Origin of the sequence: Actinomadura sp. 6N118 (assembly GCF_044326415.1) — a bacterium.
Classification (GTDB): Bacteria; Actinomycetota; Actinomycetes; order Streptosporangiales; family Streptosporangiaceae; genus Spirillospora.
Genome location: NZ_JBIRAZ010000002.1, coordinates 391,140 through 417,834, shown reverse-complemented (window position 1 = coordinate 417,834; position 26,695 = coordinate 391,140). Strand labels below are relative to the sequence as shown.

Sequence of the window (26,695 nt, the reverse complement as noted above, 5' to 3'; positions counted from 1 at the left end):
GGGTTTCCGCTGTTCCGTTCACCTTAGTGGGCGTCCGCCGCCTCGATCCGCCGACTCTGTGCCGGTGTAGGCGTTGTCGATCCACTGGCGCAGGCCCTCGGCGCCGTAGGCGGGACAGCTCCACTCACCGTCCACCTCCGCCAGCCGCGCGCCGGGTGTGTCGAGCCAGCGCAGCACGCACTCCATCTCCTCGGCGGTGGCGCTCCCCGACGGGCCCGGCCCGGGGAAGACCGTCTCGGCGGTCGCGACGAGCGCGTCGAGGTAGGGCCGCGGATGGGCGCGGGGCGGGATCGTCCCGGCGGCGACGAGGCGGCCGTAGCGGACCACCGCCAGTTCCCAGCCTCCGTCGAAGGACGGGCGGGCCGCCACAAGCTGGGCAATGCGAGCCAGCGCGGTCAGCCGCTGGCCGCGCGCTGCCGCCCGGATGAACGCGGCGAGCCGGTCGCGCTGGGCGGCGGCCTCCTCGTACCGCAGCTCCACCGTGAGCCGGTCGATGCGCACCTGCGCGGCCGCCACCACCGGCCGCACGTCGCCCTGCATGATCGAACGGGCCGAGTCGGCGTGCACCGCGTAGGCCGTGGCGGGCTCGCGGCCCTCGCACGGCGCACCGCACCGGCCGATCTCCCCGAGCAGGCAGGTGCGGGCGGCGCCGCGTTCGATGAGGCGGAGCGTCAGCCGCTGGGTGCACTGCCGCAGCGGTACGGCCTCGTGCAGTGCGGCCTGGGCCTCCTCTGCCTGCCGCCGGGATGACAGCGGGCCCAGATAGACGGCGCCGTCGTCCTTGCATTCCCGGACGATCGACAACCTGGGGAACGGCTCGACGGTGAGCTTGAGCCACATTGCCCGCTCGGGGAACTTCGACCGCCGGTTGTAGCGCGGTTTGTGCTCGGCGATCAGGCGCAGCTCGCGAACCTCGGCCTCCAGGCCGGTGGCGCACACGATGGTGCGGACCCTTTCGGCGAGGCCGACCATCTCACGCACCCGGTGCCGGGTCTCAGAGCCGGTGAAGTAGCTGCGCACCCGCGCCCGCAGATCGCCGCTCTTGCCCACGTAAAGCACCTCGCCCCGCTCGTCCTCGAACAGGTAGACACCCGGGGCGCTGGGCACGCCGTCGGCGAGGTAACGCTTCCGGCGCTGCTCGGGCGTGGGCGCCTTGGCGAAGGACTTGAGCTCCTCCAGCGAGGTGACGTTGAACGAGCCGAGCCGTTCGATCAGGCCGTGCAGCACGTCGACGGTGGCGCGGGCGTCGGCCAGTGCGCGGTGGATCGGCTCGGTGGCAGAACGGAAGAAGCGGGCCAGCGTGCCCAGCTTGCAGTTGGGCACCTCGTCCTTGGTGAGCACCCGGCGCGCCAGATCGACGGTGTCGATGACGGTGAACGCCGGCCACGCGTAGCCCTGCGCGGCGCAGGCCGCCTTGAGGAACCCGGTGTCGAACGAGGCGTTGTGCGCGACGAGCACGCACCCGCGGGCGAACTCCAGGAACGCCGGCAGCACCTGCTCCATCCTGGGCGCCGCGTAGACCATCTGCTGGGTGATGCCGGTGAGCGCGGTGATGAACGGCGGGATCTCGCCACCGGGGTCGACCAGCGTGCCGAAGTCGCCGAGCTCCACTCCCCCGCGCACCTTGACGGCCCCGATCTCGGTGATCGCCGACTCGGCCGGGGAGCCGCCGGTCGTCTCCAGGTCGACGACCACGAAGGTGACGTCGGCGAGGGGGGTACCGAGATCGTCCAGGGTGCCCTGAACGCCCTGGGCGCCGGGGCCACCGGGGCCTGGGGCGCGGCTGGCGGGGCGGGCCGGGTGGGTCATGACCGCGACCGTAGAGGGCGCCACCGACAGTTCACCGACCGCTAGGGTTGGAACACGGGCCGGGGGCGACCCGTCAGCTGGGGGCTGCAGCAAGGCGTCAAGCGCAGCTTGTCCGATGCAAGGGCGGGGGCTGCAGCGAGGCGTCAAGCGTCAGCTTGTCCGTTGACAGGGCGGATGGGTGGGGGCTGTGGGATGGCGTCAAGCGCCAGCTTGTCCGTTGAAAGGGCGGATGGGCGGGGGCTGCGGGATGGCATTTGTGCTGGTTAAGGTGCCTTACACCCGGAAATACTAGGCGAACGGCGTCGAAACGGGCACTGGGAGGAGCGGGATCATCGACAGCGGCCCCGGAGCGGAAGCCGAACGCCTGGCCCGTCCTCTTCCCGAGGCGGTCCGCCAAGGCGTGGTGGAGGCCGCCGCCGAGCTGATCGGCACCCTGCCCGCCACCGACGTCCCGCTGCCGTTGCGGCGGTTCGCCCAGTTTGAGCGCCGCAAGCGCGCCAAGCTCGCCGGGCAGCACATCGCCGCACTGCTGGAGAAGGACGCCGACTTCCGGCTCCGGGTGGCCGAGCACCTGCGGGAGGCAGAGCCCGAGCTGGTGGCCGCCGTCGAAGACGGCCAGGTGCCGCCAGCGGCCGATCCGGTGCGGGTCGCGACGGTCGGCTATCTGCTGCGGCCGACCGGCTGGACGGAGCTGGCCGAGGCCGCCCGCGCCGAGCTGGAACGCTCCGCGAGCGCGTCCGAGGGCGAGGCGGCGGAACGTAAGATCGCCGCCCTCCGGGAGGAGCTCGCGGCCGCCCGCGCGTCACGTTCGGCCGAAGTGGAAAAGCTCCGCGGCGAGCTGCGCGAAAGCAAGGCCGAAGTGGCCGAGCTGCGCCGCAAGGTGCACGACGCTCGCCAGAAGGCCAAGGCCGCCGAGGCACGCGCCACTGAGCTGGCCGCCGAGACCGCCCGCGAGCTGAGCACCGCCCGCGAGACCACCGCCGCGGCCGAGAAGGAGGTGCGCAAGCTGCGCGCCCGCCTCGAACAGGCTGAGACCGCCGCCGAGCACGCCCGCCGCGCCGCCCGCGAGGGCCGCAACGTGGAGGACGTCCGGCTGCGGATGTTGCTGGACACGCTCGTGGACGCCGCGCAGGGCGTCCGGCGGGAGCTGGCCCTGCCCACCATGATCGAACGTCCGGCCGACGCCGTCACCGGGGTCCAGCCGGACAAGCTCGTCCACCGCAACCTGCCTGGCCGGGCACTCTCCGACGACGATCCGCAGCTGCTCGACCGGCTGCTGACGCTGCCCCAGGTCCACCTGGTCGTGGACGGCTACAACGTCACCAAGACGGGCTACGGCGAGCTGCCACTCGCCGACCAGCGCAGCCGCCTGCTGTCCGGTCTGGGCGGGCTGGCCGCGCAGACCCGCGCCGAGGTCACGTGCGTCTTCGACGGGGCCGAGCTGGACGCACCGGTGGCGATCGCGGCGCCGCGCGGCGTCCGGGTCCTGTTCAGCCGTCCGGGACAGACCGCCGACGAGCTCATCGCCGAGCTGGTCCGGGCCGAGCCCTCCGGCCGCGCGGTGGTCGTGGTCTCCTCCGACCGCGAGGTGGCCGACGCCGCCCGCCGGGCAGGAGCCCGCCCGGCTGTGTCTACTTTGCTCCTTCGTCGCCTTTCACGGCCTTGACTTCCTCGCCTTGCGGCTCGGAAGTCAAACCGCGAAAGCGGCAAGGGCGACATCGCTTCACGACCCGTCAGCGCGCTTGCGTGCGGGGTTGAAGCTCGCGGTCACGGTTCTGTCACACCCTCCGCGTACCTTCCGTCACAACCGAGGTACGACAACCGAGGTACGGAGGACGACATGCTGATCGAGTGCGACGGCTGCCAGGTGCGCGGCACGGGCTGCGGCGACTGCGTGATCACCACTTTGCTGGCAGCGCCGGCCCAGCCCGGTGCCGGGGACATGGTGGACCTCGACGTGGACGAACGGCGCGCCCTGCAGGTGCTTGCCGATCTTGACATGGTGCCGCCGCTGCGGCTGGCACCGGGTCGCGAGCGCGCGTCGTGACCGAGCAGTCACGGGACGCTGTAAATGCCGAACGAGCTTGACGAATACTGACGATTCGGTTGTGACTGGTGTGACCCCTCGCTAATGTCTCCCGCGAATAGTGGACGAGAGGGGCAATTCCGACCGTGGCCAGTGATCGCAGCTCCCGCCGGCTGATGGCGACCGCATGCCTCGCCGTGACGACCTCCATGGCGCTGCCCGTGGCTCTGCCCACGTCGACGGCGCACGCCGAACCCAAGCCGACCGCCAGCCAGGTTCAGAAGAAGGTGAACAAGCTCAACGAGCAGGTCGAGCAGCTGGTCGAGAAGTACAACCAGGTCGGCGAGGACCTCAAGCGCGCCAAGAAGAAGATGCAGGCGACGCAGAAGGCCAGCCGGGACGAAGAGCTCGCCTTCGCGACGCTCCGCGAGAAGGTCGCGCAGATGGCGGCCACCGCGTACAAGAACGGTGAGACCGGCGACGTCGCGGGCTTCATCGGCGCCGGTGACCCCCAGGCCGTCCTCGACCAGTCGGCGGTCTTCACCCACCTGTCGCGCAACCGCAACTCCGAGCTGGGCCAGTTCCTGGCGGCCGCGCAGCGGGTGCGCCGCGAGAAGGCCCAGGCCCAGAACGCCTACGACGAGGTCGCCGCCAAGGCCAAGGACCTGAAGAAGCAGAAGGCCACGGTCGAAAAGTCGATCAAGGAGCAGCAGAAGCTGCTGAGGAAGCTCGGCATCAAGCCCGACAGGCCCGGCAGCGGTGGCGGTGGCGGCGGCGGCGGCAGCTACAAGGGCCCGGCGAGCGGCTCGGCCCGCGTGGCGTTGAACTTCGCGTACAGCAAGCTCGGCACGCCCTACCTGTACGGCGGCACCGGCCCGCGCTATGACTGCTCCGGCCTGACCATGAGGGCCTGGGAGGCCGCCGGGGTCAACATCACCCGTACCACCAACACTCAGTACGCGGCCACCAAGCGGGTCGCGAAGAGCGACCTGCAGCCCGGCGATCTGGTGTTCTTCAGCGGCCTCGGCCACATGGGAATGTACGTCGGCGGCGGCAAGATGATCCACTCTCCGCGCACCGGTAAGAGCGTCGAGGTCGTGCCCATCACGTCCGGCTACTATGCGTCGAACTACTACGGCGCCGGGCGGCCCTGACGGACCCTAACGGGCTCCCAAAGGGCCCCGTGAGACACGGCACATCGCGAACGGACCAGGTCTGACCTGGTCCGTTCTCTTTTGCGGGGGATTTGCTTTCGCGTGACCTTTTGATACTTTGTGGCGACTCGCGGCGCCCACCAGGCGTCGCATCGCCCCTGACGCCCTCGGGCGTCACGGGAGGCGGGCGCCCTCCAGGTGCCGCCTCCTCGCGCGGCACCCTCCAGGTGCCGCCGCCGGTGCGACGCCCTCCACGCGCCGCACCAGGTCTCCACGGAGACCGGCCGGCCCAACCGCACAGTGCGCACGCTCAGCAAGCTCGAACGAGCATGGCGTGCATGGCGCCAGCGAGCGCGTCACGGCGGTTCGACCATCGGGCACCGGCCATCGAGCGAACGCCCATCTGAGGCCGCTCATCCAAACAAATCAGCGCCGCGCTTTCGCACACGGGACACAGGGTCCCGCTGTACGGGCCTCATCACGCCCAAGGATCGCCGCGGCAGCGCCGAGTCCGCCATCGCGCGGAGCCGGGGACCCATATGCCGGCGGCACGGCCCTTCGCAGGGCATGCCTCCGACCGGGGTGAATCGGCGCGCCCACCCTTCGATCTTCTCGAACGGGGCGCACCGTAGGGCAACTTCCACGCCCGAACCCGTCAGCTAACCCGGTAGGCGTCTGGAAGAAGGAGATGCCCCTGTCCAGCAACGCTTTCAGCACGACCCGTCGCGTCCGCGTCGCCGGTGGCCTCGCGATCGCCACTGCGGTCGTCACTCCCCTCGTGGCGGCAGGCCCTGCCCCTTCTGCTGAGGCGGCCACCAAGGCCGTTCCCGTGGCCAAGGTCGTCAAGCAGGCCAAGCAGAAGTCGTGGGCTGCCCGCCAGAAGACGGCGCAGAAGGCCCTCAAGGCCGCCCACAAGAAGAAGGGCAAGCCGTACCGCTACGGTGCGGCAGGCCCGAACGCCTTTGACTGTTCCGGTCTGGTCCAGTGGTCCTACCGGAAGGCGGGCGTCAAACTGCCGCGCGTCACGACCGCCCAGTACCGCGCCGTGAAGAACAAGGTGTCCTGGAAGAAGCTTGCTCCGGGTGACCTCGTCTTCTTCCACGGCAAGGGCCACGTGGGCATCGTGAGCAAACGCAAGGGGAGCAAGGTGTGGATGATCCACGCCCCTAACTCCGGCAGTCATGTGAAGGTCGTCAGGCTCAACAGCTACCGCAAGAAGACCTTCTCTGGCGCCGTCCGTCCCTACTGATCCAGAACCCGACTGAACCAGAACCACCCCCTAGCGGGCGCGGCCGTCCTTTCCCCCCGGGCGGCCGCGTCCGTCCCTCCCCCTTCCCTCCCTCCCCCTTCCCCTCCCTTCCCTCACACCGAATCTCAGGCCGTCCTCGACGGCCACCGCCGAGTCCATACACACGGAGCCGGGGAACCACTTTCCCCCGGGGTGAATCGGCCTGCCTGCAGGCCGTAGGGCAGCTTCCACGCCCGAACCCGTCAGCTAACCCGGTAGGCGGCATGGAAGCCCAAGGAGAGCCCCACTCGTGGCAGGCAAGCACCGCAAACCCAGCCCGCTGGTCATCAGCCTGCGGACCACCGGCGGCCTCGTCGCCGGCGCGGCCGTCATCGGCGCGGTCGCAGTCACCGCCCAAGCCGCCATAGGCGCGGCCCCCGCCGGAACCGTAACGGCCAAGCCGCCGGTCGCCGGCGCGGCAGCCGAACTGGCGGTCAAGGCCAAGGCCAAGGCCCCCGGCTCGCACAATGTGCCGAAGAAGCTCTCCGGCGACGCGAGCAAGGCGCGCACCACCCCCAAGACCACCGCCGCCGCGAAGGCCCCCGTCAAAGCCGCGCCGAAGACGCCCACCGCCGTCGAGGCCATCAAGCTGGCGACGTCCCAGGTCGGCATCGCTGAGAACAGCAGCGGCGAGACCAAGTTCCAGGACTGGTACATGAGCACCACCCGCGCCAAGGAGACACTGGCGCGCGACGGCGGTGACCTGGAGGGCTACAACGACGCCGCGTGGTGCGACATGTTCGTCTCCTGGATCGGCGAGCAGCTCGCCTTCGGCCACGGTATGGGCAGCGACGCCTGGACGGTCGAGCACGCCAAGTGGTTCCAGAGCCGGAACCGATGGGGCAGCAAACCCCAGCCGGGCGCCATCGTCTTCTTCAGCTGGGGCGGCTCCAAGAACATCGACGACATCGAGCATGTCGGCATGGTGATCAAGGACAACGGCGATGGAACGATCCAGACAGTGGAGGGCAACACCTCGAACGCGGTCAAGACCCAGAACCGTCCGGCCAGCCAGATCGTGGGCTACGGCTACCCCGACTACGCGAAATGACCCGTCTGGCGCGGGCCGCGGCGGCGGCTCAATAGGATCGGCCGCATGGAGGACCAGCGCTCCGGGCCGCCCGACGAGCAGCGCTCCGGCCCGCCCGGCGAGCGGCGCTCCGGCCCGCCCGGCGAGCGGCCTAGCCCGCCACCGGACGAGGAGCCCGGCCCGGCGGACGAGCGCTCCGGCCTGCCGGACGAGCAATCCGGGCCGCCGGACGAGGAGAGCGGCGGGCTCGGCGGCTTGCCACGCCGCCGGGCCGTCGCGCTGATCGGCCTCGGTGCGGCCGCCTGCGCGCTGGTGGCCGGGGTCGGGCTGGCCACGACCGGCGAGGACGCGACCCCTCGGCAGGCCACCGCGACGGCCCCGGTCGCGGGCGTTCCCGACGCCCGCGCCGTCGAGACGGTCCTCGCCAACCGCGCCGCCGCCGTCCGCGAGCACGACCGTGCGCGGTTCCTCGCCACCGTCGCCTCGGCTCCGGCGGCCTACCAGGAGGCGCAGGCCAAGGTCTTCGACAACCTCGCCAGGCTGCCGCTGGAGTCCTGGCGTGAACGGTACGAGGCGATCGAGCCTGCGGGCCTCTCCGGCGCACCGGCCGTCCGCGTCAGCCTCCAATACAAGCTGCGCAGTTTCGATCGCGGCGCGGTGGCACGCACTCGCTACCTCACGTTCGCCGCCCGATCCGGCACCTGGGTGATCATCGGCGATGCCGCGGGCCGTGGGCTGCGCGACGATGTCGAGATCTGGGACGGCGGCCCGATGACCGTCCGGCGTGGCCGCAGCGGGCTGGTCATCGGCGACGCTCCCGGCCTTGACGGGATAGCCCGGCGCCTCGACGCGGCCGTGTCCGTCGTGACCGGCGTGGTCGGCTCCGATTGGCCCAGGCGCGCGGTGGTGCTCGTACCGGCCGATCCCGCCATGGCGGCGGCCCTGGTCGGCGACGCCCAGAATCTCAAGGAGATCGCGGCGCTGGCCACGGTTGCTCCCTCGGCGTCCGGCGGGCGTGGCGAAGACCGCGTCATCGTCTCGCCGGGCACGTTCGGCCGCCTGAACGACCTCGGCCGGAACGTCGTCCTCACCCACGAGCTGACCCACGTGGCCACCGGTGGCGCCAGGGACGGCCGTACTCCGCTCTGGCTCATCGAGGGCTTCGCCGACTATGTCGGCTACCGCAAGGCCAAGGTGAGCGTACGGTCGGCGGCCCGCGAGCTGAGCCGGGAGGTCTCTGCGGGCCGCGTGCCCGCCGCTCTCCCCGGCCGCGCGGCGTTCGAGGGCACCTCGCCGCGCCTCTCCCAGGCGTACCAGGAGGCATGGCTGGCCTGCCGGATGATCGCGGACCGGTACGGTGAACGGGAGCTCGTCCGGTTCTACCGCTCCGCCGGGCGCCGGTCCGAAACGGCCGCCCTGCACGAGGTGCTGGGCGTCACCCCCGCTCGCTTCACCGCCATGTGGCGTGAATACCTGCGCGAGGAGCTGCGTTGACCGAGTTGGAAGAACGGGCGGACGGCCAGGCCGACCCGGACGGCACAGACACCGCAGGCGGCATGCGGCGGCCGAGGATCGCCGCCGCGATCGCCGCCGCTGTGCTCTTCGCGGCCGTCGGGGTGATCCTGGTGGTGACCACGCCGTGGCATCCGATCCCCGAACACGTGCCGGGCGGCCCGGTCGCCGCCGATCCCGCCCTGGACTTCACCCCGGCCGAGATCGCCCGTTCGCGCGCCTTCGACTCCGCGCTGACCCCGCCCGCGTACGCCCGGCTGGTCATCGGCCTGGCCCTGGTCGTGGTCCTCGGCTTCACGCCACTGGGCTCCCGGCTCATCGGCTGGGCGACCGCGCGTGTCCGCCGGTGGCCGCTCCGGGTGATCGGGGCCGCCCTCGTCCTCACCACCGTTCTCCGGCTGGCCGGGCTGCCGTTCGCCATCTGGAGCGAATCGGTCCTGCGCCGGTACGGCCTGTCCACCCAGAGCTGGCCGGAGTGGCTGGTGGACCAGGCGAAGTCGCTCGGCGTCACGTGGGCGATCTGGTCGATCGCGCTCCTGCTGCTCTACTGGCTGCTGCGGCGCTTCCCGCGCTACTGGTGGACGGGAGCGGCGGCGGGCGCGTTCGCCCTCGTGATCGCGGTGTCGTTCATCTACCCGATCGTGGTCGAGCCGGTCTTCAACAAGTTCCACTCGCTGCCCGCGGGGCAGCTCCGGACCGACCTGCTGGCCATGGCCGAACGGGACGGCGTGCCGGTGGAGGACGTGCTCGTCGCGGACGCGTCCCGTCGTACCACCGCGCTCAACGCCTATGTGTCCGGCTTCGGCTCTACCCGGCGCATCGTCGTGTACGACACGCTCCTGAAGTCCCCGCCCAAGCGCATCGAGTCGATCGTGGCGCACGAGCTGGGCCACGCCAAGCGCAATGACGTCCTCCACGGGACCCTGATCGGCGCCCTGGGCGTCGCGGGGGCCGTGTGCCTCCTCCAGCTCCTGCTGACCTCCCCCGCCCTGCGGCGCCGCGCCCAGGCGGGGCAGAGCCTGGCCGATCCCCGTTCCGTGGCGTTGCTCCTGGCTGCCATCACCGTGGCGACCCAGGTGGGCGGCCCCGTTCAGAACCTCATCAGCCGCCACATCGAGGCCCGGGCCGACGCGCACGCCCTCGACGTGACCCGCGACCCCGAGACGTTCGTGACGATGCAGCACGAGCTGTCCGTCCGCAACATCTCCGAGCTCGAACCGGACGCCCTCGAACACGTGCTGTGGTTCAGCCATCCCGCGACGCCTGAACGCATCGCCATGGCACGCGACTGGGCCCGCCAGAACCACGCGCCCGAGCCTCCCCCGCTCACCCGCCGCTAGCGTCCGTCGGCTTCGGGGCGGGCGTGGTGTCCGTCGGCTTCGGTGCGGGCGTGGTGTCCGTCGGCTTGGGTGCGGGCGCCGGTGGGACCGCCTGGGCAGGCGGAGCAGACGCAGCCGGCGGAGCCGGGGTCGCGCCCTGGGGGCCGACGAGGAGGGACTGCTTGAGGGCGCTGCCCTTCACCCAGTCCTCCCAGCCGAGCTGCCAGAAACCCCAGCCGTTCTCGGGCTCCAGCTCCCGCGCGGAGCCTGTGATCTCCAGCGGATCGCCCCGGTAGACCAGGTCGTAGAACCAGGAGGCGTTGCTCGGGCTGATGTTGACGCAGCCATGGCTGACGTTGCTGTTGCCCTGGGAGCCGACCGACCAGGGCGCGCTGTGCACGTACTCGCCACTGTCGGAGATGCGCACGGCCGAGTAGACCGTCTGGCGGTAGTAGCCGGGGCAGCCCGGCCCGCAGCCGACCGTGGAGGAGTCCATGATGACCGGGCTCCCCTTGTCCATGGTCAGGTGGTCGCCGTTGGTCGTGATGTACTTCGTGATGCCGCCCCTCCCCATGCTGACCGGGATGGTGCGCTTGAGCTTGTCGTTCACCTTGACCCACATCTGGTGCGAGTTCTCGCTCGCCTTGATGATGTGCTCGTCACCGATGCTGAAGTCGATGTTCTGGTTGTCGGTGCCGTACACGCCGCCGGCGAAGCGAACCCCGCTGAGGTGAGCGCGGAAGCTGACCTTGGTGTGCCGTGGCCAGTACTTCCTGGTCCGGAACACCACCCGCTGGTCGTTGAACCAGTGCCAGGCCCCCTCGACGGGCTTGGACGAGCGGATCTCCAGCGCCCGTTCCACGGCGGCCCGGTCGCCGACCTCCTTGTCGAAGTTCAGGATGACCGGCATCCCGACCCCGACCGTCTCCTTGGCCGAGGGCGCCTCGACCGTGGTCTCCACCGATCTCTTCACCTTGGCGGTGGTGAACCGGCTCGTCACGGTCTGGGTCTTGCCGTCACGGCCGAGCGCGGTGGCGGTGACGCTGTACTTGGTGGCGGGGTCGAGCGTCCAGCGCGACTGCCATCTGGTCCTGTCGGTGTTGAGGCCGCCCTCGACCTGTTCTCCCTTGGTGGTGACGGTGACGTTCTCGATGGTCCCGTTCTGCGCCTGCACCGCGATGGAGCTGTCCGGGCGCAGCGAGCCCGTGCCGTCTCCCGGCGTGAGCGAGAGCTTGACGGCGTCCCTGCCGTCGGTCAGGCCGCCGTCCGAGCACCCGGCGACCCCGGCCGCCATCGTCATTCCGATCACTGCGGCGGTGGCACGGCGTCCGCGCCGCGCCGATACTGAGACGCCGACCTGCACCGTTGAACCCCCGGTCGTCACTCTATGCATGGCTACGTGTCCGCACGGTGGCGTGCGGAACGCGGACCATTATGAAGGGGCCGGTGTCCGCCTGCACGCGGACACCGGCCCCTCTGGGGATCCTTTGCCAATCAGTGAGAGAAGTGACCCCGGTAGTACTCGAAGACCAGACCGACCGAGGTCATGATCGTCGCCGCGGCGCCCAGGATCACCAGCCACCAGCCGAAGACCACGCCGAGCGCGACCATCGCGGCGGACAGCGCCAGGAACAGCGGCCACCAGCTGTGCGGGCTGAAGAAACCCAGCTCGCCTGCGGCGTCGGCGATGTCACCCTCGGGGTCGTCCTCGTACAGGGGACCGCCGTTGGCGCTCTCCAGCCGCCGGACCGTGAAGTGGATGTAGAACCCGATCAGGCCGGCCAGGCCGACGGCCAGGGCCATCGCCGTGGTGCCGGTCCAGTCCTTGGACCAGAGCCAGTAGACGACATCGGTGGCGAGGAAGAACACCGCACATCCGTAGAACATGAACGCCTGAACGCGCATCGGCTACTCCCCCTTCAGGACGCCGCCGGACCCGGTGCCCGTGCCGGCCGCCGCGGTGAGCTCGCCCTCGGCACCCACGTGCGGGTGATGCAGGTCGAACGCCGGCCGCTCGGAACGGATCTTCGGGATCGAGTTGAAGTTGTGCCGGGGGGGCGGGCAGGTGGTCGCCCATTCGAGCGACGCGCCGTAGCCCCACGGGTCGTCCACGTCGACCTTCTTGCCCTTCTTCGCCGTGATGTAGACGTTGTAGAGGAAGGGCAGCAACGAGACGCCGAGGATGAACGAGAAGATCGTCGAGACCTGGTTCATCCCGGTGAACTCCTTGGCGTAGTCGGAGTACCGGCGCGGCATGCCCGCCGCACCCAGCCAGTGCTGGATGAGGAACGTGCCGTGGAAGCCGATGAAGAGCAGCCAGAAGTGCACCTTGCCGAGCGTGTCGTTCAGCATCTTGCCGGTGAACTTGGGCCACCAGAAGTAGAAGCCGGCGAACATCGCGAACACCACGGTGCCGAACACCACGTAGTGGAAGTGCGCCACCACGAAGTAGGAGTCCGACAGCTGGAAGTCCATCGGCGGCGAAGCCAGGATGACACCAGTCAGGCCGCCGAAGAGGAAGGTCACCAGGAAGCCGAGCGACCACAACATCGGCGACTCGAAGGTCAGTTGCCCTCGCCAGATCGTCCCGACCCAGTTGAAGAACTTCACCCCCGTGGGCACCGCGATCAGGAAGGTCATGAACGAGAAGAACGGCAGCAGCACCTGGCCGGTCACGAACATGTGGTGCGCCCACACGGTGATGGACAGGCCCGCGATGGTGATCGTCGCGAACACCAGGCTGACGTAACCGAAGATCGGCTTGCGGCTGAACACCGGGAGGATCTCGGTCACGATGCCGAAGAAGGGCAACGCGATGATGTAGACCTCCGGATGCCCGAAGAACCAGAAGAGGTGTTGCCACAACAACGCGCCGCCGTGCGCGGCGTCGAAGACGTGGGCGCCGAGCTTGCGGTCGGCCTCCAGGGCGAGCAGCGCGGCGGCCAGGACCGGGAACGCCAGCAGGACCAGGATCGAGGTCAGCAGGATGTTCCAGGTGAAGATCGGCATCCGGAACATCGTCATGCCCGGCGCGCGCATGCACAGGATCGTGGTGATGAAGTTGACGGCGCCCATGATGGTGCCGAAGCCCGACATCGCCAGGCCCATCACCCACATGTCGCCGCCGACGCCCGGCGAGCGCACCGCGTCCGACAGCGGCGCGTAGGCGAACCAGCCGAAGCTGGCGGCGCCGCCCGGGGTGAGGAAGCCCGCCAGCACGATCAGACTGCCGAACAGGAACAGCCAGTAGGCCAGCATGTTCATGCGGGGGAACGCCACGTCCGGCGCGCCGATCTGCAGCGGCATGATGACGTTGGCGAAGCCGGCGAACAGCGGCGTCGCGAACATCAGAAGCATGATCGTGCCGTGCATGGTGAACAGCTGGTTGAACTGCTCGTTGCTCACGACCTGCAGACCCGGCTTGTACAGCTCGGCCCGCATGAGCAGCGCCATCACGCCGCCGATCATGAACATCACGAACGACGTGATCAGGTAGAGATAGCCGATCACCTTGTGGTCGGTGGACGACATCCAGGAGGCGATCAGGCGCCCCTTGCTCGTCCGCGACACGGCGATCGGCGCGCTCGGTGCGTGACCGACCGTCGTCACTGGGCACCCCCCGCTGCCTTGGCCTTGGAATCGGCGATGAACTTGGCGTACTCCGCGGGCGTCACGACCTTGAGCTGGAAGAGCATCCGGCTGTGGTCGACACCGCAGAGCTCGGCGCAGCGGCCCTCATAGGTACCGGTCTTACGCGCGGTGAACTCGAACTCGTTGGTGTAGCCCGGCATGACGTCCTTCTTGTAGAGGAGCGCCGGCACCCAGAACGAGTGGATGACGTCGTTGGCGTGCAACCGCACGCGGACCGTCTGGTCAGCCGGGATCGTCATCACCGGTTTGGCCCCCGCAGGGGGGTTGGGCGCGACCGGAGTGCCGACCACGGAGGCGACCGTCTGCTCCTTGCCGGCGGCGTCCTTCTCCTTGTAGTCGAACTGCCAGCTCCACTGGAAGCCGGTGACGTCGATGGTGACCGCCGGGTTGTCGGTGGTCTTCTCGACGTAGTTCTCGTCGCGCGCGGTGAAGTAGAAGAGCACCGCGATGATGACGAACGGGACCGCCGTATAGAGGATCTCGATCGGCATGTTGTAGCGCACCTGCGGAGGCAGGTCGTCGGAGCGCTTGCGGTGGAACAGCACCGCCCAGATGATCAGTCCCCAGACGACGGCGCCCACGGCGAACGCCGCGATCCAGGAGCCCTGCCAGAGCGTGAGCATGCGCTCGGCCTGGTCACTGATCGGCTCGGGCATGCCCAGGCGGGACACCTCACCGCTGCAGGCGGTGGCGGTCATCGCCAGCAGGCCCAGCGCGGCGGCGCTCCTCAATGCACGGCGACCGCGCACAGGCGTACGCCGCTCCCTAGAGCGGGTCGGACTCACGGAATGCCTTCCCCACGGATGAGAGCCCAGGGAACTCCCGGGCAGAGAGATCAGTTGTTACATGGTTGGGGGACACATTAGCGCGCGGGTCGCCCACACCCTCTGTTGGGTGCCCGGTTAAGGTTTCTTGTGTGGCTGACTCGCAGGGGGTTTCCTCGATGACCGCGTACTTCGACGCCGCATCGACCGAGCCCTTGCATCCCGCGGGCCGCGCCGCTCTCCTCACGGCCCTGGAGACGGGATGGGCCGATCCGGCGCGCCTGTACGGCGTCGCGCGCGGCACCCGGCTGCTCCTCGACCAGGCGCGTGGACGTGTCGCCAAGGTGCTGGGAGTACGGCCCGACGAAGTGTCGTTCACCACGTCCGGCACCCAGGCCGTGCACCTGGGGATGCTCGGCGCGCTGCATGCGCGGCGGCGGGTCGGCCGCCATCTGATCGTCAGCGCTGTGGAGCACTCCAGCGTGCTGCACGCCGCCGGGATGCACGAACGCGACGGCGGCAAGGTGACCACGGTCCCGGTGGACCGGGAGGGCCGGGTGGACGCGGCCGCGTTCGCCGCCGCGCTGCGCCCGGACACCGCGCTGGCCTGTCTCCAGTCGGCCAACCATGAGGTGGGCACGGTGCAGCCGGTCGCGGAGATCGCCGAGCTCTGCCGCGCCGCGCGGGTGCCCCTGTTCGTGGACGCCGCCCAGTCGGCCGGGCGGATGGACGTGCCGTCCGGCTGGTCGCTGCTCGCGGCCAGCGCCCACAAGTGGGGTGGCCCGGCGGGCGTCGGCGTGCTGGTCATCCGCAAGAACACCCGCTGGCGGTCGCCGCTGCCCAGCGACGAGCGCGAGGGACGCCGGATCCCCGGATTCGAGAACGTGCCGGGCGCGGTGGCGGCGGCCGCCGCGCTGGAGGCCTACCGGGCCGAGATGGCGGCCGACGGGCCGCGGCTGTCGGCGCTGGTCGACCAGATCCGCGCCGGGGTGCCACGCATGATCACCGATGTCCAGGTGGTCGGCCACCCGGTCGAACGGCTGCCGCATCTGGTGACGTTCTCGTGCCTGTACGTGGAGGGGGAGGCAATTCTCACCGAATTGGACAGGCTGGGATTCGCGGTTTCCTCGGGAAGTTCCTGTACGGCGGATACGCTGCGTCCCAGTCACGTCCTCGAGGCAATGGGAGTGATTACCCATGGCAACGTCCGGGTATCGCTGCCGCGTGGGGCAAAAGCGACCGACGTCGACCGCTTCATCGCCGTTCTCCCCGAGGCGGTCACCCGGCTCCGCAGAACAGCCGGAGTGACCACACCATGATCTCCACGACCATCTCCCACACCCCGACGACAGGGAGGCGGGTGCGCCCATGAGGTTCCGAAGCCGCGCCAAGACCGGCTCGCGGGACGGTGCCGACGGCGCCGCCCAGCCACCCGTGCCGGGCCCGACCGAGCCACCGCCGACCCTGGTTATCGACGCGCTGGGCCGCAAGTGCCCGATCCCGATCATCATGCTGGCCGAGCGCCTCCGCGAGGTGCCGGTCGGCGACGTCATCGCGGTGCTCGCCGACGACGTGGCCGCCCGCACCGACATCCCCGCGTGGTGCCGGATGAAGTCCCAGGACTTCGTCCAGGAGGAGACCCTCCCCCACGGCGGCTGGGGCTTCCACATCCGTCGGACGTACTAGTCGTACTAAAGGACACGAAACCGCACTAAGAGAAACGAAACGTCAAAGGGCCGCCGGATGAAAATCCGGCGGCCCTTCGCGGTGTCAGGGGTTGGGGGTTTCGAGGTGGGGAGCAATCTCGGCCGCGGCCGTGTCGCCGTAGGCCTCGGTGAAGCGCTCCAGGAAGCGGGCCTTGGACAGGTGGTACTCCTGCGGCCCGGCGACCTCGAGGACGTGCGCGGCGATGAGGTTGCCGACCTGTGCCGCGCGCTCCAGCGACAGTCCCCAGGCGGTCGCGGTCAGGAAGCCGGCGCGGAAGGCGTCGCCGCCGCCGGTCGGGTCGACCACGGCGTCCACGCGGACGGCGGGGACGTGCAGGCCTTCCTCGCCCTTGCGGTCGATCACCACGCCCTTGGCTCCGAGGGTGGTGATGCGGACCCCGGTGCGGTCGAGGATCTCGGCGTCGCTCCAGCCGGTCTTCTCCTCGGAGAGGGCCTTCTCGTACTCGTTGGTGAACAGGTAGGCGGCGCCGTCGATGAGGCGGCGGATCTCGGCGCCGTCCATCCGGGCGAGCTGCTGGGAGGGGTCGGCGGCGAACGGGATGTTCCGGGTGCGGCACTCGTCGGTGTGCCGCAGCATCGCCTCGGGGTCGTTCGGGCTGATCAGCACCAGGTCGAGCCCGCCGACCCGGTCGGCGATCGGCTGCAGCTCGATCAGGCGGGCCTCGCTCATCGCGCCGGCGTAGAACGTGGCGATCTGGTTCTGGTCCTGGTCGGTGGTGCACAGGAACCGGGCGGTGTGGTGCAGCTCGGACACGTGCACCGAGCCGGTGTCGACGCGGTGCCGCTCCAGCCACGACCGGTAGTCGGCGAAGTCGTCGCCCACCGACCCGACGAGGATGGACTCCTTGCCCAGGCACCCCATGGCGAAGCAGATGTTGGGGGCGACGCCACCGCGCCGGATGTCGAGCTGGTCGACCAGGAAGGACAGCGAGACCGTGTCGAGCTGGTCGGGGCGCAGGCTGTCGGTGAACCTGCCCGGGAAGGTCATCAGATGGTCGGTCGCGATGGAGCCAGTCACGGCGATGCGCACGGCGGGTCGCTCTCCTCGTTGGTGTCGTCCGGCTATTTGTCCGGCTTCTCTACAACCCAGGTGGGGAAATTGCGGGGACTCAGCCTACTTGCCATCGCAGCGCCGGACCTACCCGGCGCGTGCCCTCTACCGCTCTAGGGGAACACGAACGAAGCGGCCCGGACAAGGATCATCCAGGCCGCTTCGAGGCCGCTTCGAGAAGCACGTGCGGAACCGGCGCACTCGGCCGGCCCGTTCGGGCTTTAGGGCGTGTCTCAAAGTCGGCGCAGCAGGGCAGCTGGCTTTGAGACGCGCCCTTGGGCGTGTCCTAGTTGAAGGAGTCGCCGCAGGCGCAGGAGCCGGAGGCGTTCGGGTTGTCGATCGTGAAGCCCTGCTTTTCGATCGAGTCGACGAAGTCGATCGTGGCGCCGGTGAGGTAGGGGGCGCTCATCCGGTCGACGCGCACGCTCAGCCCGTCGAAGTCCTGGATCTGGTCGCCGTCCATCTCGCGCTCGTCGAAGAAGAGCTGGTAGATCAGGCCCGAGCAGCCGCCTGGCTGCACGGCGACACGCAGCGCAAGGTCGTCGCGGCCCTCCTGCTCGAGCAGGCCCTTGGCCTTCTCGGCGGCGGCGTCGGTGAGGACGACGCCCTGCTGCGTGGTCTCCTGCGTGCTGGTCTCGCCTGAAACCGTCATGTGTTCAGCTCCCGGGTCTCGCTACGCCGCTCAGGCGGCGAACTGTCGCATGTCCACGAGGGCGTTGCCGCCTTCTTCCACAGGACAACGTACCTCGCTCCTTGACCATTCCTCGTATCGCCAGTGTTTCACCTCGGATGGCCGTCACGCCGGATGTGGGTGCGTTCTATGTCACAGCGACGACCCGGGGAGGGGCACTTGTCCGCTATGTGTGCGAGTATTAGTCGTCAAAGCGACGATAAGCCCCCCATCTCGGGGAGGGAGACTCCAGTGACCACCCCAGTGCGTGATCTTCCTTTGCTCTTCCTCGGTACCGGGTCCGACCCGGCCAGCGAACGCGGCGTCGACTGTCCCGGCGAGCTTCCCGCAGCCTCCGACCCCGGTCTCGTGGAGCGCGCCCGGGCGGCCAAGGCGGCCCTCGGCGACCAGGTGTTCGTCCTGGGGCACCACTACCAGCGGGACGAGGTCATCCAGTTCGCGGACGTGACCGGCGACTCGTTCAAGCTCGCCCAGCAGGCCGCGGGCCGTCCGGACGCCCCGTACATCGTGTTCTGCGGTGTGCATTTCATGGCCGAGTCGGCCGACATCCTCACCGCCGGGCACCAGCAGGTCGTGCTGCCCGACCTGGCGGCGGGCTGCTCGATGGCCGACATGGCGACCTTCGATCAGGTGGAGGAGTGCTGGGAGTCCCTGGAGGACGCCGGGATCGCCGATGACGTGGTCCCCGTCACGTACATGAACTCCTCGGCCGACATCAAGGCCTTCGTCGGCCGCCACGGCGGCGTCGTGTGCACCTCCTCCAACGCCAAGCGCGCGCTGGACTGGGCGTACTCGAAGGGCTCCAAGGTGCTGTTCCTGCCCGACCAGCACTTGGGCCGCAACACCGGCGTGCTGGAGATGGGCTTCTCCCTGGACGACTGTGTCCTCTACAACCCGCACCGCCCCGACGGCGGGCTCACCCACCAGCAGATGCGCGACGCCAAGATGCTCCTCTGGCGCGGCCACTGCTCGGTCCACGGCCGGTTCAGCAAAGAGTCGGTGGACGACGTGCGAGCCCGCGTTCCCGGCGTGAACGTCCTCGTCCACCCCGAGTGCCGCCATGAGGTGGTCCTGAGCGCCGACCAGATCGGCTCCACCGAGTACATCATCAAGACCATCGAGGCCGCGCCGGCCGGCTCGGCCTGGGCCGTGGGGACCGAACTCAACCTGGTCAAGCGCCTGGCCGGTGCCCATCCGGACAAGAACATCATGTTCCTGGACAAGACGGTCTGCTACTGCTCGACCATGAACCGGATCGACCTGCCGCACCTGGTCTGGTCGCTGGAGGCGCTGGCGCGCGGCGAGGTCGTCAACCGGATCGAAGTGGACGCCGAAACCGCCCACTACGCCCGCGTCGCCCTCGACCAGATGCTCGCCCTCCCCTAGGGCGCGTCTCTCGTCCTGGTCGCCAAAGGGGCGTCTCATGTCCTGGTCGCCAAGGGCGCGTCTCACGCCTGACGGTCAGGTGCGTTCGCCGGATGAAGGCCCGGCTGCCCCATCCGGCGAACGATGCCCGTCCTGGCTACGGCGACCAGTCCTGTTTGCCGACCGTCACGATCTCCACCTGCACGTCCTCATTCGCCGCCCTGATCGCCCTCTGCGTCGCACGAGCGCGGTCGAGGCCACGGACGGTCACCTTGACGCGGCCGGTGCCCCGATAGCCGACGACACGGCGCGGCTCTCCCGGCCCGTACTCCGGATGGACGGATATCTGGGTGCCCCACATGTCCCTGGCGGCCACCCCGGAATCGGCCATCGTCTTCTTCAGCTGGGCGGTCGCGCTGGTGACCGCCTGGTAGGCGTCCATCACCCGGTCCCGCCGTACCTCTACGGTTGCCAACACGTAGACGATGTCCGGCGCCGTCGGCGCCCCGCGTTCGACGGCGGCCTCCATCCGGTCTTCCCGGTCCAGGGCCGCCGCTCCGGCGACCGGCGACCCCGCCTGCAGGGCCGCGGTGAGTACGAGCGCCGCCGTGACCGGCACCACCAGTCGTCTGATCATCCTTGCTCCCCCGATCGGTGCACGGCGCCATTCGATCATTGTGGGCGGGCGACGGCGGGGAGCTGCGGATCAAGGTCCGGTCATGACCCGTGCGAACAACTGCAAGGTCAGATGGCGGTGTGCTCGACCCAGCGGATCAGAAGGGCCTCGTCGCCGGAGATCGCCAGGCGCGGGTCGCCGAGTTTCCGGCGGCCCCACAGGAACAGGTAGAGGTCGGAAGCGGCGGCGGCCACCGAGACGTCGGCCTCGCCCTCGGCTCCGGTCTCGCCGGTCTCGTCGGTGAAGCCCTCGGGGGTCAGACTGAACGTCCACCGGCCCCCGGTATCGGTGGCGCCGAAGGCCAGCGTCTCGCCGTTCCCCGCCAATTCCCTGAGCTTGGGGGCGAAGACGGCGACGTACGGCAGGTTCCCCACCAGCTCGTCGACGCCGTCGTCCGCCACCTCGGGCTCGATCACCGGCTCCCGGCCGAGGGCGAACTCGGCGTCGCAGCGGTGCACGGCGGTCTCCTGCACCATCCGCCGCGACCAGAACCGCACGCGCTGGTCGGCACCCCAGGCCCACACGGGCGTGTCCGGATCGGCCGAGCGCAGCACCCGCAGCAGTTCCGCCCCGGCCTCGGCGAACCAAGGCAGGTGGTCGGCGTGCTCCTCGGGGAACTTCACGCCGAGGTCACGCAGGCCGAGGCGGCGCTCGGACCTGGCCGCCACCATGCCCGCCGCCCACCGGTGCACGCCGCCGATGTGCCGGATCAGCGCGGCCACGTCCCAGCCCGGGCACGTCGGCACCGGCGCGCCGAGATCAGCCTGACGGGCGGCGGCGGTGAGCCGCGAGATCTCCAACTCGACCGCGTCGCAATACCGGTCGTGGGTCCAGGGCGTGCCCACAGATCCTCCCTCGCTCCAGGCTTCAGGCAGGCTTGGCAAGATCGAGCCTGTCACACCCGGCGAGGACCGGCCAGGAGCGTCAGATCGCGGGGGCGTCCCACAGCGGGAACCACCTGGCACGGTCCCGCTCGAACGGCAGGTCGGCCCCGACGGCCTCGCTCGCCTGGTCCTCCAGGGCGTCGTCACGGCCACCGCCCGCCGCCGGTGCGAACGGGTAGAACGTTCCGCTGACGTGCGTGTAGACGAGGGCGAGACGGCGTCCGTCGGGCCGGGCGAAACCGGTCAGCGAGCACAGCAGGTACGGCCCGAAGCCCCCGTCCTCGAACGCCGCGTTGACGACGTGCAGGTCGTTCACGACACGTTCCAGCGCCCCCTGCGGATGCCGCGTCAGCACCCAGCCGCAGCCGTACGCGTCGGTGCTGTACTCGGCGGTGGCGTCGGGCTCGGTCGCGACCAGGCGCCGGAGCTCCCGCTGGACCTGGGCGAACGCGTCGAAGACCCCGCCGTCGACCGTGCGGAAGCACACCGAGCCCAACCCCGAGGGGACGAAGCCGGTCATGGCCTCCAGCGCGGCGGCGGCCGGCACCAGGCCGAAGATCCGGTCCAGGTCCGGGTCGGCGGGCCTCGCGCGGCCGAGCAGGACATCTCCGAACGACGGCATGGTCACCTTCTTCCGCTCGCGAGCCGCTGGGAGACCTCGGTGAGCCGGCGGACCCGTACTTCCACCCGGGGATGGGTCGACACCAGGTCGGCGACCGCGCGCCCCGTCGCCCGCGCGGGCACGGTGAGGAGGCCGTTCAGCGGGCGCAGTTCCCGGAGCTCGCCCGCGGGCGCAGACTCGATCTCGGCGCAGATCTTGGTCAGGGCGGCGGACGAGGCAGCCGGCCGGCCGGTCAGCAGGGCACCGGTACGGTCGGCGCACAACTCGCGCTGCCGCGAGATCGCCAGGTTCAGCAGCAGGCTCACCGGGAAGAGCAGCGCGGCCAGCGGCACCATGGGCAGCAGGACCACGCCGGCGAGCCGGGCGGCCGGGCGGCCCTCGCCCAGCAGCAGCCCGCTCACGGTCGTGATGATCAGTCCGCCGCAGAACGCGGGGAACCCGGCGATCGTGGCCACCACCACGTCGCGGTGCGCGAGATGCGCCATCTCGTGGGCCAGCACGCTTTCGAGCTCGGCCATGTCGAGCCGTTCACGCAGGCCGGTGGTGACGCAGACCACCCCGCGATCCCGGCGGCAGCCGGCGGCGAAGGCGTTGGGGATGTCGGTATCGGCGATGGCAACGCGTGGCTTGGGAAGCCCCGACGACATGCACAGGCGCTCGACCAGCCCATGCAACTCGGGCTCCTCGGCCGCGGAGACCTCCCGCGCGTCCATCGTCCACAGCGCGACATGGTCGGCGTAGCGGAACTGGGCCGTGAGCAGGACGGCGACGGCGGCGACCGCCACCAGGCCCCAGAGCGTCGAGATCTGGAAGAAGGGCATCACCAGCAGGCCGTACAGGACCGCCAGCAACACCATGGTCAGCGCCATCCGCGCGGTGAGGCGTCGCTCGCGTGAATAGCGCGCAGGCACCATCGTTCCCCCTGCTCTCCAGGTACGGAACGAAAGTAAGGCGCGCTCGGGGGAGATTAAGTGCCGTGTGACACAAAAACGCCGTGGCTCAGTCCGGGATGAGGCCCTCGTCCCCCAGCATCGCCTTGACCTCGTCCATCGTGGCGTCGGACGGCGGCAGGATCAGCTCGGACGGCTCCAGGTCGTCATCCGGGAGCGGCTTGCCGATCTTGCGGGCCTGGTCCAGCAGCGCGTGCAGCGCGGTGCGGAAGGCGGTCTCGTCCCCCGACTCGATCGCCTGCTCGACCTTCTCGTCGAGCTCGTTCAGCCCGGCCAGGTCGCCCGGCGCCACGTCGACCTGCCCCTCCCCCATGATCCGGACGATCACTGGTGGCCTCCAGGCTGCTGTGGCCACTGCTGGCCCTGCGGAGCCTGCTGGGGGGTGTCCTGCTGCTGCGGCGCGGCGGTGGGCGTGCCCTGGTTGAGCTCCTTGGGCGCGGGACCCTGGCCCAGCTCCGCCTTCAGGCGTTCGAGCTCCACGTCGACGCCGGGACCGGAGCCCATGCGGTCGAGCTCGGCCTGGATGTCGTCCTTGGGACCGGAGAAGTCCTCCAGGGCGCCGGAGGCCAGCAGCTCGTCGATCGCCCCGGCCCGGGCCTTCATGGTTTCGGTCTTCTCCTCGGCGCGCTGGATCGCCAGGCCGACGTCGCCCATCTCCTCGGAGATGCCGCTGAAGGCCTCGTTGATCTTGGTCTGCGCCTCGGCCGCCGTGTAGGTGGCCTTGATCGTCTCCTTGCGGGTACGGAAGGAGTCGACCTTGGCCTGCAGCCGCTGCGAGGCGAGCGTGAGCTTCTCCTCCTCGCCCTGGAGTTGGTGGTACTGCGCGCGCAGATCGCTCAGCTGGCTGTCCAGCCCGGAACGGCGGGTCAGCGCCTCGCGCGCCAGATCCTCGCGGCCCACCTGGAGCGCCTTCTTGCCCTGGTCGGTCAGCTTGTTCTGCTGGCCCTCAAGCTGGTTGATCTGCAACTCGAGACGCTTGCGCGAGGTTGCGACGTCGGCAACGCCCCGACGAACCTTCTGCAGCATCTCCAGCTGACGCTGGTAGGAGTAGTCGAGGGTCTCCCGAGGATCTTCCATGCGGTCCAGGGCCCTGTTGGCCTTGGACTTGAAGATCATCGACATTCGCTTCATCACGCTCATCGCGCGGCGCCAGTCCCTTCGTGTGCTGTAGCTCAGTCACAAACTGGGCTCTATAACCACTGCTGGGGTTCATATCACCCTACGCGTTAACGCGCGAGGCAGCCACGATGTTCGCAGCCGGTAGGCTGATCTCTGTGTTCCGACGTCGTACCCAGGAAGCCCCCTCAGATCCTCCTCAGGTAGTAAAGCCAGGAGGCAAGGGGCGCCCCACTCCCAAGCGCGCGGAGGCCCAGAAGGCCCGCCGCCAGCCGATCACGGCACCCTCCAACCGCAAAGAGGCCTACAAGAGGGTCCGCGAAAAGCAGGCCGAGCAACGGGTCAAGGCCCGCGAAGGCATGGCCAAGGGTGACGAGAAGTACCTTCTGAAGCGCGACAAGGGCCGGGTCCGCCGGCTCGCCCGCGACTATGTCGACGGGCGCCGCACGATCGGCTCGTACCTCATGTACGGCATGTTCGCGATCGTGGCGCTCAGCCTGCTGCCGATCGCGGCGGCCAAGCTGCTGGTGCTGTTCGCGCCCCCGGTCCTGCTCGCCGCGGTCTTCATCGAGGGCCTGCTCATCAGCCGCCGGATCAAGAAGCTGGCGGCCGAGCAGTATCCCGACGAAGAGACCAAGGGCGTCGGGCTGTACGCGGCGATGCGCGCCATGCAGATCCGCCGCCTCCGGGTGCCCGCTCCTCAGGTCAAGCCCGGTCAGAAGGTGTGAACCACTCCTATCTCCGCCGTTAGGGTCGGGGGCATGGAGTTTCGACGACTGGGCCGTAGCGGCCTGAAGATCAGCGAAATCGCGTACGGCAACTGGCTCACCCACGGTTCGCAGGTCGAGGAGGACGCGGCGTTCGCCTGCGTCCAGGCGGCGCTCGACGAGGGCATCACGACCTTCGACACCGCCGACGTCTACGCCGGGACCCGCGCGGAGGACGTGCTCGGCCGCGCGCTCAAGGGCCAGCGCCGGGAGGGCCTGGAGATCTTCACGAAGGTCTACTGGCCGACCGGTCCCGGGGTGAACGACCGCGGCCTGTCGCGCAAGCACATCTTCGAATCGATCCACGGCTCGCTACGCCGGCTGCAGACCGACTACGTCGACCTCTACCAGGCGCACCGCTTCGACTACGAGACTCCGCTGGAGGAGACGCTCAAGACGTTCGAGGACGTCGTCCGGCAGGGCAAGGCGCTGTACATCGGTGTCTCGGAGTGGCGGGCCGAGGAGATCGCCCGGGCGCTGGAGATCGCCGGCCAGATGGGCTTCGACCGGATCGTGTCGAACCAGCCGCAGTACTCGATGTTGTGGCGGGTGATCGAGAGCGAGGTCGTCCCGCTCTGCGAGAAGGAGGGCATCGGCCAGATCGTCTGGTCGCCGATCGCGCAGGGTGTGCTGAGCGGCAAGTACAAGCCGGGCCAGCCGCTGCCCGCTGGTACGCGCGCCACCGACGAGAAGGGCGGCGCCGACATGGTCCGGCGCTACCTGAACGACGACACGCTGACGCGCGTCCAGAACCTGCAGCCCATCGCCGACGAGCTCGGGCTCACCATGGCGCAGCTCGCCATCACCTGGGTGTTGCAGAACCCGAACGTCTCGGCCGCGATCGTGGGCGCCTCCCGGCCCGAGCAGGTGCGCGACAACGTGAAGGCCGCCGGGGTGAAGCTGGACGCCGAGGTGCTCACGCGCATCGACGACGTGCTCGGCCCGATCGTGGAACGCGACCCGGCGCGCACGGTCAGCCCCCCGCAGCGTCCGTGACGCTCGGCGTCTCCTTTGCCGTGCGGGCGTGCACGGCAAAGGAGACGCTCACTGCGCTTCGTGCAGGCTCATCGGCCCGTACACGACCCTCTCGTCGTCCAGAAGCGTGACCTGGTCGACCTTGTCCTCACGCAGAGCACGCCAGTTTTCGCCCAGCCAGGTCTCCGCGTCGGCCTGGGTGGAGAACGTCTCCTCCGACATGCCGACCGAGCGCCCGTCGGCCTTTTCCAATCGCCAGCTCCACGCCATCGCGCTTGTCCTCCCTCGTTGCCGCGAGAGTAGCCTCTCGATCAGCGACCCGCGTCGTTACCAGGGCGGCGCGCACCTGGCCCGTAGAGTTTTCGATCAATGAACATCGATCTTCAGGGGACCGCCGGCCGGGACGGCTGGCCACTGCCCGACTGCCGCTGTGCCTCCTGTGCCCGCCTGCGCACCGCCGGGATCAGCCATGAGCCCACCCGGATCCTCATCGACGGTGTGCCGCTCGAGAAGTGCTCGCGCTGGAAGGTGCCCGGCGGGTACGACGTGCGGTCCGCCTCCGGGCGGCGGATCCTGGTGGCGGGCGGGCCCGGCGAACGGCCGGAACCGGTCGCCGAGACGGTGTACGACGCGGCCCTGCTGGACCTGGTGGGCTGTCCCGATCATCTCGGCCGGCTGCGGCACGCCGGGGCGGTCACCGCCGCGACCGAGATCATCACGGTGTACGTCGACCATCGCATCTCGTCACCGGAGGAGCTGGAGCGCCGCCAGGGCTTCTGGATGACACAGCGGGAAGGGCCGCACCGCACCCTGCTGCTCGGCGGCTCCCGGTCCGGCAAGTCGGCCGAGGCGGAGATGAGGTTGATCGGCCATCCGTACGTGACGTACGTGGCGACCGCGGTGCGCGGCGACGACCCCGAATGGGCGGCCCGGATCGAGGCGCACCAGCGCCGCCGCCCCGCCTGGTGGAAGACGGTCGAGGCGACGCGCGACCTGGCGCACCTGCTGGCCTCGACCTCCGGCGCGGTCCTGGTGGACGGCATCGGCACCTGGGTGGCCGCCATCATGAGCGAGACCGGCGCCTGGGAGGACCCGGCCCGGGTGACCCCCTGTCTCGATGAGCTGATCTCTGCCTGGCGCGCCACGACGGCCCGCGTCGTGGCGGTGAGCGACGAGGTCGGGCTCTCGCTGGTCCCCACGACGCGGGCGGGGCGGGCGTTCCGCGACGTCCTCGGGGACCTCAACCAGCGGCTGGCCGCCGAGTCCGAGGAGACGGCCCTCGTCGTGGCCGGGCGTGTGACCGGGTTGCCGTGAACGG

The 26,695-nt window shown here is 69.7% G+C and carries 27 protein-coding genes and 2 riboswitches; of the genes, 13 read left to right on the top strand and 14 right to left on the bottom strand.

The genetic code is table 11. The features are described 5' to 3' along the window. Window positions 1–18: 18 nt before the first annotated feature. Window positions 19–1,809 (bottom strand): DEDD exonuclease domain-containing protein, encoded by a 1,791-nt coding sequence (locus tag ACH34W_RS05735; protein WP_395959638.1) that lies wholly within the window; start codon window positions 1,807–1,809, stop codon window positions 19–21. A gap of 400 nt (window positions 1,810–2,209) precedes the next feature. On the opposite strand from ACH34W_RS05735, the gene ACH34W_RS05730 reads away from it, so the two are divergent. The 7 genes from ACH34W_RS05730 to ACH34W_RS05700 all read left to right on the top strand — a co-directional run bounded on the left by ACH34W_RS05730 (window position 2,210) and on the right by ACH34W_RS05700 (window position 10,159). Beyond that, window positions 2,210–3,475 carry an NYN domain-containing protein gene (locus ACH34W_RS05730; protein ID WP_395959637.1) on the top strand — a complete coding sequence of 422 codons (1,266 nt, stop codon included), beginning with the start codon at window positions 2,210–2,212 and terminating at the stop codon, window positions 3,473–3,475. A gap of 174 nt (window positions 3,476–3,649) precedes the next feature. Next, window positions 3,650–3,856, top strand: coding sequence for a hypothetical protein (locus ACH34W_RS05725; RefSeq protein ID WP_395959636.1), 207 nt, complete (start codon window positions 3,650–3,652; stop codon window positions 3,854–3,856). 125 nt (window positions 3,857–3,981) lie between these two features. Beyond that, window positions 3,982–4,989 carry an NlpC/P60 family protein gene (locus ACH34W_RS05720; protein ID WP_395959635.1) on the top strand — a complete coding sequence of 336 codons (1,008 nt, stop codon included), beginning with the start codon at window positions 3,982–3,984 and terminating at the stop codon, window positions 4,987–4,989. 493 nt (window positions 4,990–5,482) lie between these two features. Continuing rightward, window positions 5,483–5,679: riboswitch (cyclic di-AMP (ydaO/yuaA leader) on the top strand. Continuing rightward, window positions 5,678–6,238, top strand: coding sequence for a C40 family peptidase (locus ACH34W_RS05715; RefSeq protein ID WP_395959634.1), 561 nt, complete (start codon window positions 5,678–5,680; stop codon window positions 6,236–6,238). Its footprint overlaps the riboswitch before it by 2 nt. Before the next feature lie 137 nt (window positions 6,239–6,375). Then, a riboswitch (cyclic di-AMP (ydaO/yuaA leader) is annotated at window positions 6,376–6,513 on the top strand. 14 nt (window positions 6,514–6,527) lie between these two features. Continuing rightward, window positions 6,528–7,328, top strand: a complete 801-nt coding sequence (locus ACH34W_RS05710; RefSeq protein WP_395959633.1) for a CHAP domain-containing protein — start codon at window positions 6,528–6,530, stop codon at window positions 7,326–7,328. A 45-nt stretch (window positions 7,329–7,373) separates the two neighbouring features. Further along, window positions 7,374–8,801, top strand: a complete 1,428-nt coding sequence (locus tag ACH34W_RS05705) for a hypothetical protein (protein ID WP_395959632.1) — start codon at window positions 7,374–7,376, stop codon at window positions 8,799–8,801. Next, window positions 8,798–10,159, top strand: a complete 1,362-nt coding sequence (locus ACH34W_RS05700; RefSeq protein WP_395959631.1) for a M48 family metallopeptidase — start codon at window positions 8,798–8,800, stop codon at window positions 10,157–10,159. The genes ACH34W_RS05705 and ACH34W_RS05700 overlap by 4 nt, the downstream gene beginning before the upstream one ends. Here ACH34W_RS05700 and ACH34W_RS05695 read toward each other — a convergent pair. The 4 genes from ACH34W_RS05695 to coxB all read right to left on the bottom strand — a co-directional run bounded on the left by ACH34W_RS05695 (window position 10,146) and on the right by coxB (window position 14,538). Continuing rightward, complete coding sequence (locus ACH34W_RS05695; RefSeq protein WP_395959630.1) at window positions 10,146–11,531, bottom strand: Ig-like domain-containing protein; 1,386 nt, start codon at window positions 11,529–11,531, stop codon at window positions 10,146–10,148. The two genes, ACH34W_RS05700 and ACH34W_RS05695, sit on opposite strands and share 14 nt — an antisense overlap. Before the next feature lie 101 nt (window positions 11,532–11,632). After that, window positions 11,633–12,043, bottom strand: coding sequence for a cytochrome c oxidase subunit 4 (locus tag ACH34W_RS05690; protein WP_395959629.1), 411 nt, complete (start codon window positions 12,041–12,043; stop codon window positions 11,633–11,635). A gap of 3 nt (window positions 12,044–12,046) precedes the next feature. Further along, window positions 12,047–13,669 carry a cytochrome c oxidase subunit I gene (gene ctaD, locus ACH34W_RS05685; RefSeq protein WP_395960052.1) on the bottom strand — a complete coding sequence of 541 codons (1,623 nt, stop codon included), beginning with the start codon at window positions 13,667–13,669 and terminating at the stop codon, window positions 12,047–12,049. A gap of 74 nt (window positions 13,670–13,743) precedes the next feature. Further along, window positions 13,744–14,538, bottom strand: a complete 795-nt coding sequence (gene coxB / locus ACH34W_RS05680; protein WP_395959628.1) for a cytochrome c oxidase subunit II — start codon at window positions 14,536–14,538, stop codon at window positions 13,744–13,746. Window positions 14,539–14,732: 194 nt separating this feature from the next. On the opposite strand from coxB, the gene ACH34W_RS05675 reads away from it, so the two are divergent. Both ACH34W_RS05675 and ACH34W_RS05670 read left to right on the top strand, forming a co-directional pair. After that, a complete protein-coding gene (locus ACH34W_RS05675) occupies window positions 14,733–15,872 on the top strand; it encodes a cysteine desulfurase family protein (protein WP_395960051.1) in 1,140 nt (379 codons plus the stop codon). A gap of 49 nt (window positions 15,873–15,921) precedes the next feature. After that, a complete protein-coding gene (locus ACH34W_RS05670) occupies window positions 15,922–16,239 on the top strand; it encodes a sulfurtransferase TusA family protein (protein ID WP_395959627.1) in 318 nt (105 codons plus the stop codon). Between the two features lie 84 nt (window positions 16,240–16,323). Here ACH34W_RS05670 and ACH34W_RS05665 read toward each other — a convergent pair whose 3' ends face one another. After that, window positions 16,324–17,310 (bottom strand): carbohydrate kinase family protein, encoded by a 987-nt coding sequence (locus ACH34W_RS05665; RefSeq protein ID WP_395959626.1) that lies wholly within the window; start codon window positions 17,308–17,310, stop codon window positions 16,324–16,326. Window positions 17,311–17,617: 307 nt separating this feature from the next. Then, window positions 17,618–17,983 (bottom strand): HesB/IscA family protein, encoded by a 366-nt coding sequence (locus tag ACH34W_RS05660; RefSeq protein WP_395959625.1) that lies wholly within the window; start codon window positions 17,981–17,983, stop codon window positions 17,618–17,620. A gap of 270 nt (window positions 17,984–18,253) precedes the next feature. On the opposite strand from ACH34W_RS05660, the gene nadA reads away from it, so the two are divergent. Beyond that, on the top strand, window positions 18,254–19,408 hold the full coding sequence (nadA, locus tag ACH34W_RS05655) for a quinolinate synthase NadA (RefSeq protein WP_395959624.1): 1,155 nt from the start codon (window positions 18,254–18,256) through the stop codon (window positions 19,406–19,408). A gap of 136 nt (window positions 19,409–19,544) precedes the next feature. Here nadA and ACH34W_RS05650 read toward each other — a convergent pair whose 3' ends face one another. The 6 genes from ACH34W_RS05650 to ACH34W_RS05625 all read right to left on the bottom strand — a co-directional run bounded on the left by ACH34W_RS05650 (window position 19,545) and on the right by ACH34W_RS05625 (window position 23,659). Beyond that, entirely contained in the window at window positions 19,545–20,024 is a 480-nt protein-coding gene (locus ACH34W_RS05650) for an SIMPL domain-containing protein (protein ID WP_395959623.1), read from the bottom strand. A 107-nt stretch (window positions 20,025–20,131) separates the two neighbouring features. Further along, complete coding sequence (locus tag ACH34W_RS05645; RefSeq protein WP_395959622.1) at window positions 20,132–20,908, bottom strand: maleylpyruvate isomerase family mycothiol-dependent enzyme; 777 nt, start codon at window positions 20,906–20,908, stop codon at window positions 20,132–20,134. Window positions 20,909–20,987: 79 nt separating this feature from the next. Then, window positions 20,988–21,569 carry a hypothetical protein gene (locus ACH34W_RS05640; RefSeq protein ID WP_395959621.1) on the bottom strand — a complete coding sequence of 194 codons (582 nt, stop codon included), beginning with the start codon at window positions 21,567–21,569 and terminating at the stop codon, window positions 20,988–20,990. Window positions 21,570–21,571: 2 nt separating this feature from the next. Further along, window positions 21,572–22,483 carry a M48 family metalloprotease gene (locus tag ACH34W_RS05635; RefSeq protein ID WP_395959620.1) on the bottom strand — a complete coding sequence of 304 codons (912 nt, stop codon included), beginning with the start codon at window positions 22,481–22,483 and terminating at the stop codon, window positions 21,572–21,574. An 85-nt stretch (window positions 22,484–22,568) separates the two neighbouring features. Beyond that, a complete protein-coding gene (locus ACH34W_RS05630; protein ID WP_151566296.1) occupies window positions 22,569–22,847 on the bottom strand; it encodes a hypothetical protein in 279 nt (92 codons plus the stop codon). Next, the gene (locus tag ACH34W_RS05625) at window positions 22,844–23,659 is read right to left on the bottom strand and encodes a PspA/IM30 family protein (protein ID WP_395959619.1); all 816 of its coding nucleotides are present in this window, start codon (window positions 23,657–23,659) and stop codon (window positions 22,844–22,846) included. The genes ACH34W_RS05630 and ACH34W_RS05625 overlap by 4 nt, the downstream gene beginning before the upstream one ends. 134 nt (window positions 23,660–23,793) lie before the next feature. Here ACH34W_RS05625 and ACH34W_RS05620 point away from each other — a divergent pair, with 134 nt between their 5' ends. Together ACH34W_RS05620 and ACH34W_RS05615 are read left to right on the top strand one after the other, a co-directional pair. Beyond that, window positions 23,794–24,363 carry a DUF3043 domain-containing protein gene (locus ACH34W_RS05620; RefSeq protein ID WP_395959618.1) on the top strand — a complete coding sequence of 190 codons (570 nt, stop codon included), beginning with the start codon at window positions 23,794–23,796 and terminating at the stop codon, window positions 24,361–24,363. 33 nt (window positions 24,364–24,396) lie between these two features. Then, the gene (locus ACH34W_RS05615) at window positions 24,397–25,398 is read left to right on the top strand and encodes an aldo/keto reductase family protein (RefSeq protein ID WP_395959617.1); all 1,002 of its coding nucleotides are present in this window, start codon (window positions 24,397–24,399) and stop codon (window positions 25,396–25,398) included. A 48-nt stretch (window positions 25,399–25,446) separates the two neighbouring features. On the opposite strand, the gene ACH34W_RS05610 is transcribed toward ACH34W_RS05615, so the two are convergent. Next, window positions 25,447–25,647: a hypothetical protein gene (locus ACH34W_RS05610; RefSeq protein ID WP_395959616.1), complete on the bottom strand. Its 201-nt coding sequence runs from the start codon at window positions 25,645–25,647 to the stop codon at window positions 25,447–25,449. Window positions 25,648–25,746: 99 nt separating this feature from the next. On the opposite strand from ACH34W_RS05610, the gene ACH34W_RS05605 reads away from it, so the two are divergent. Beyond that, window positions 25,747–26,691, top strand: coding sequence for a bifunctional adenosylcobinamide kinase/adenosylcobinamide-phosphate guanylyltransferase (locus ACH34W_RS05605; protein ID WP_395959615.1), 945 nt, complete (start codon window positions 25,747–25,749; stop codon window positions 26,689–26,691). Window positions 26,692–26,695 lie beyond the last annotated feature (4 nt).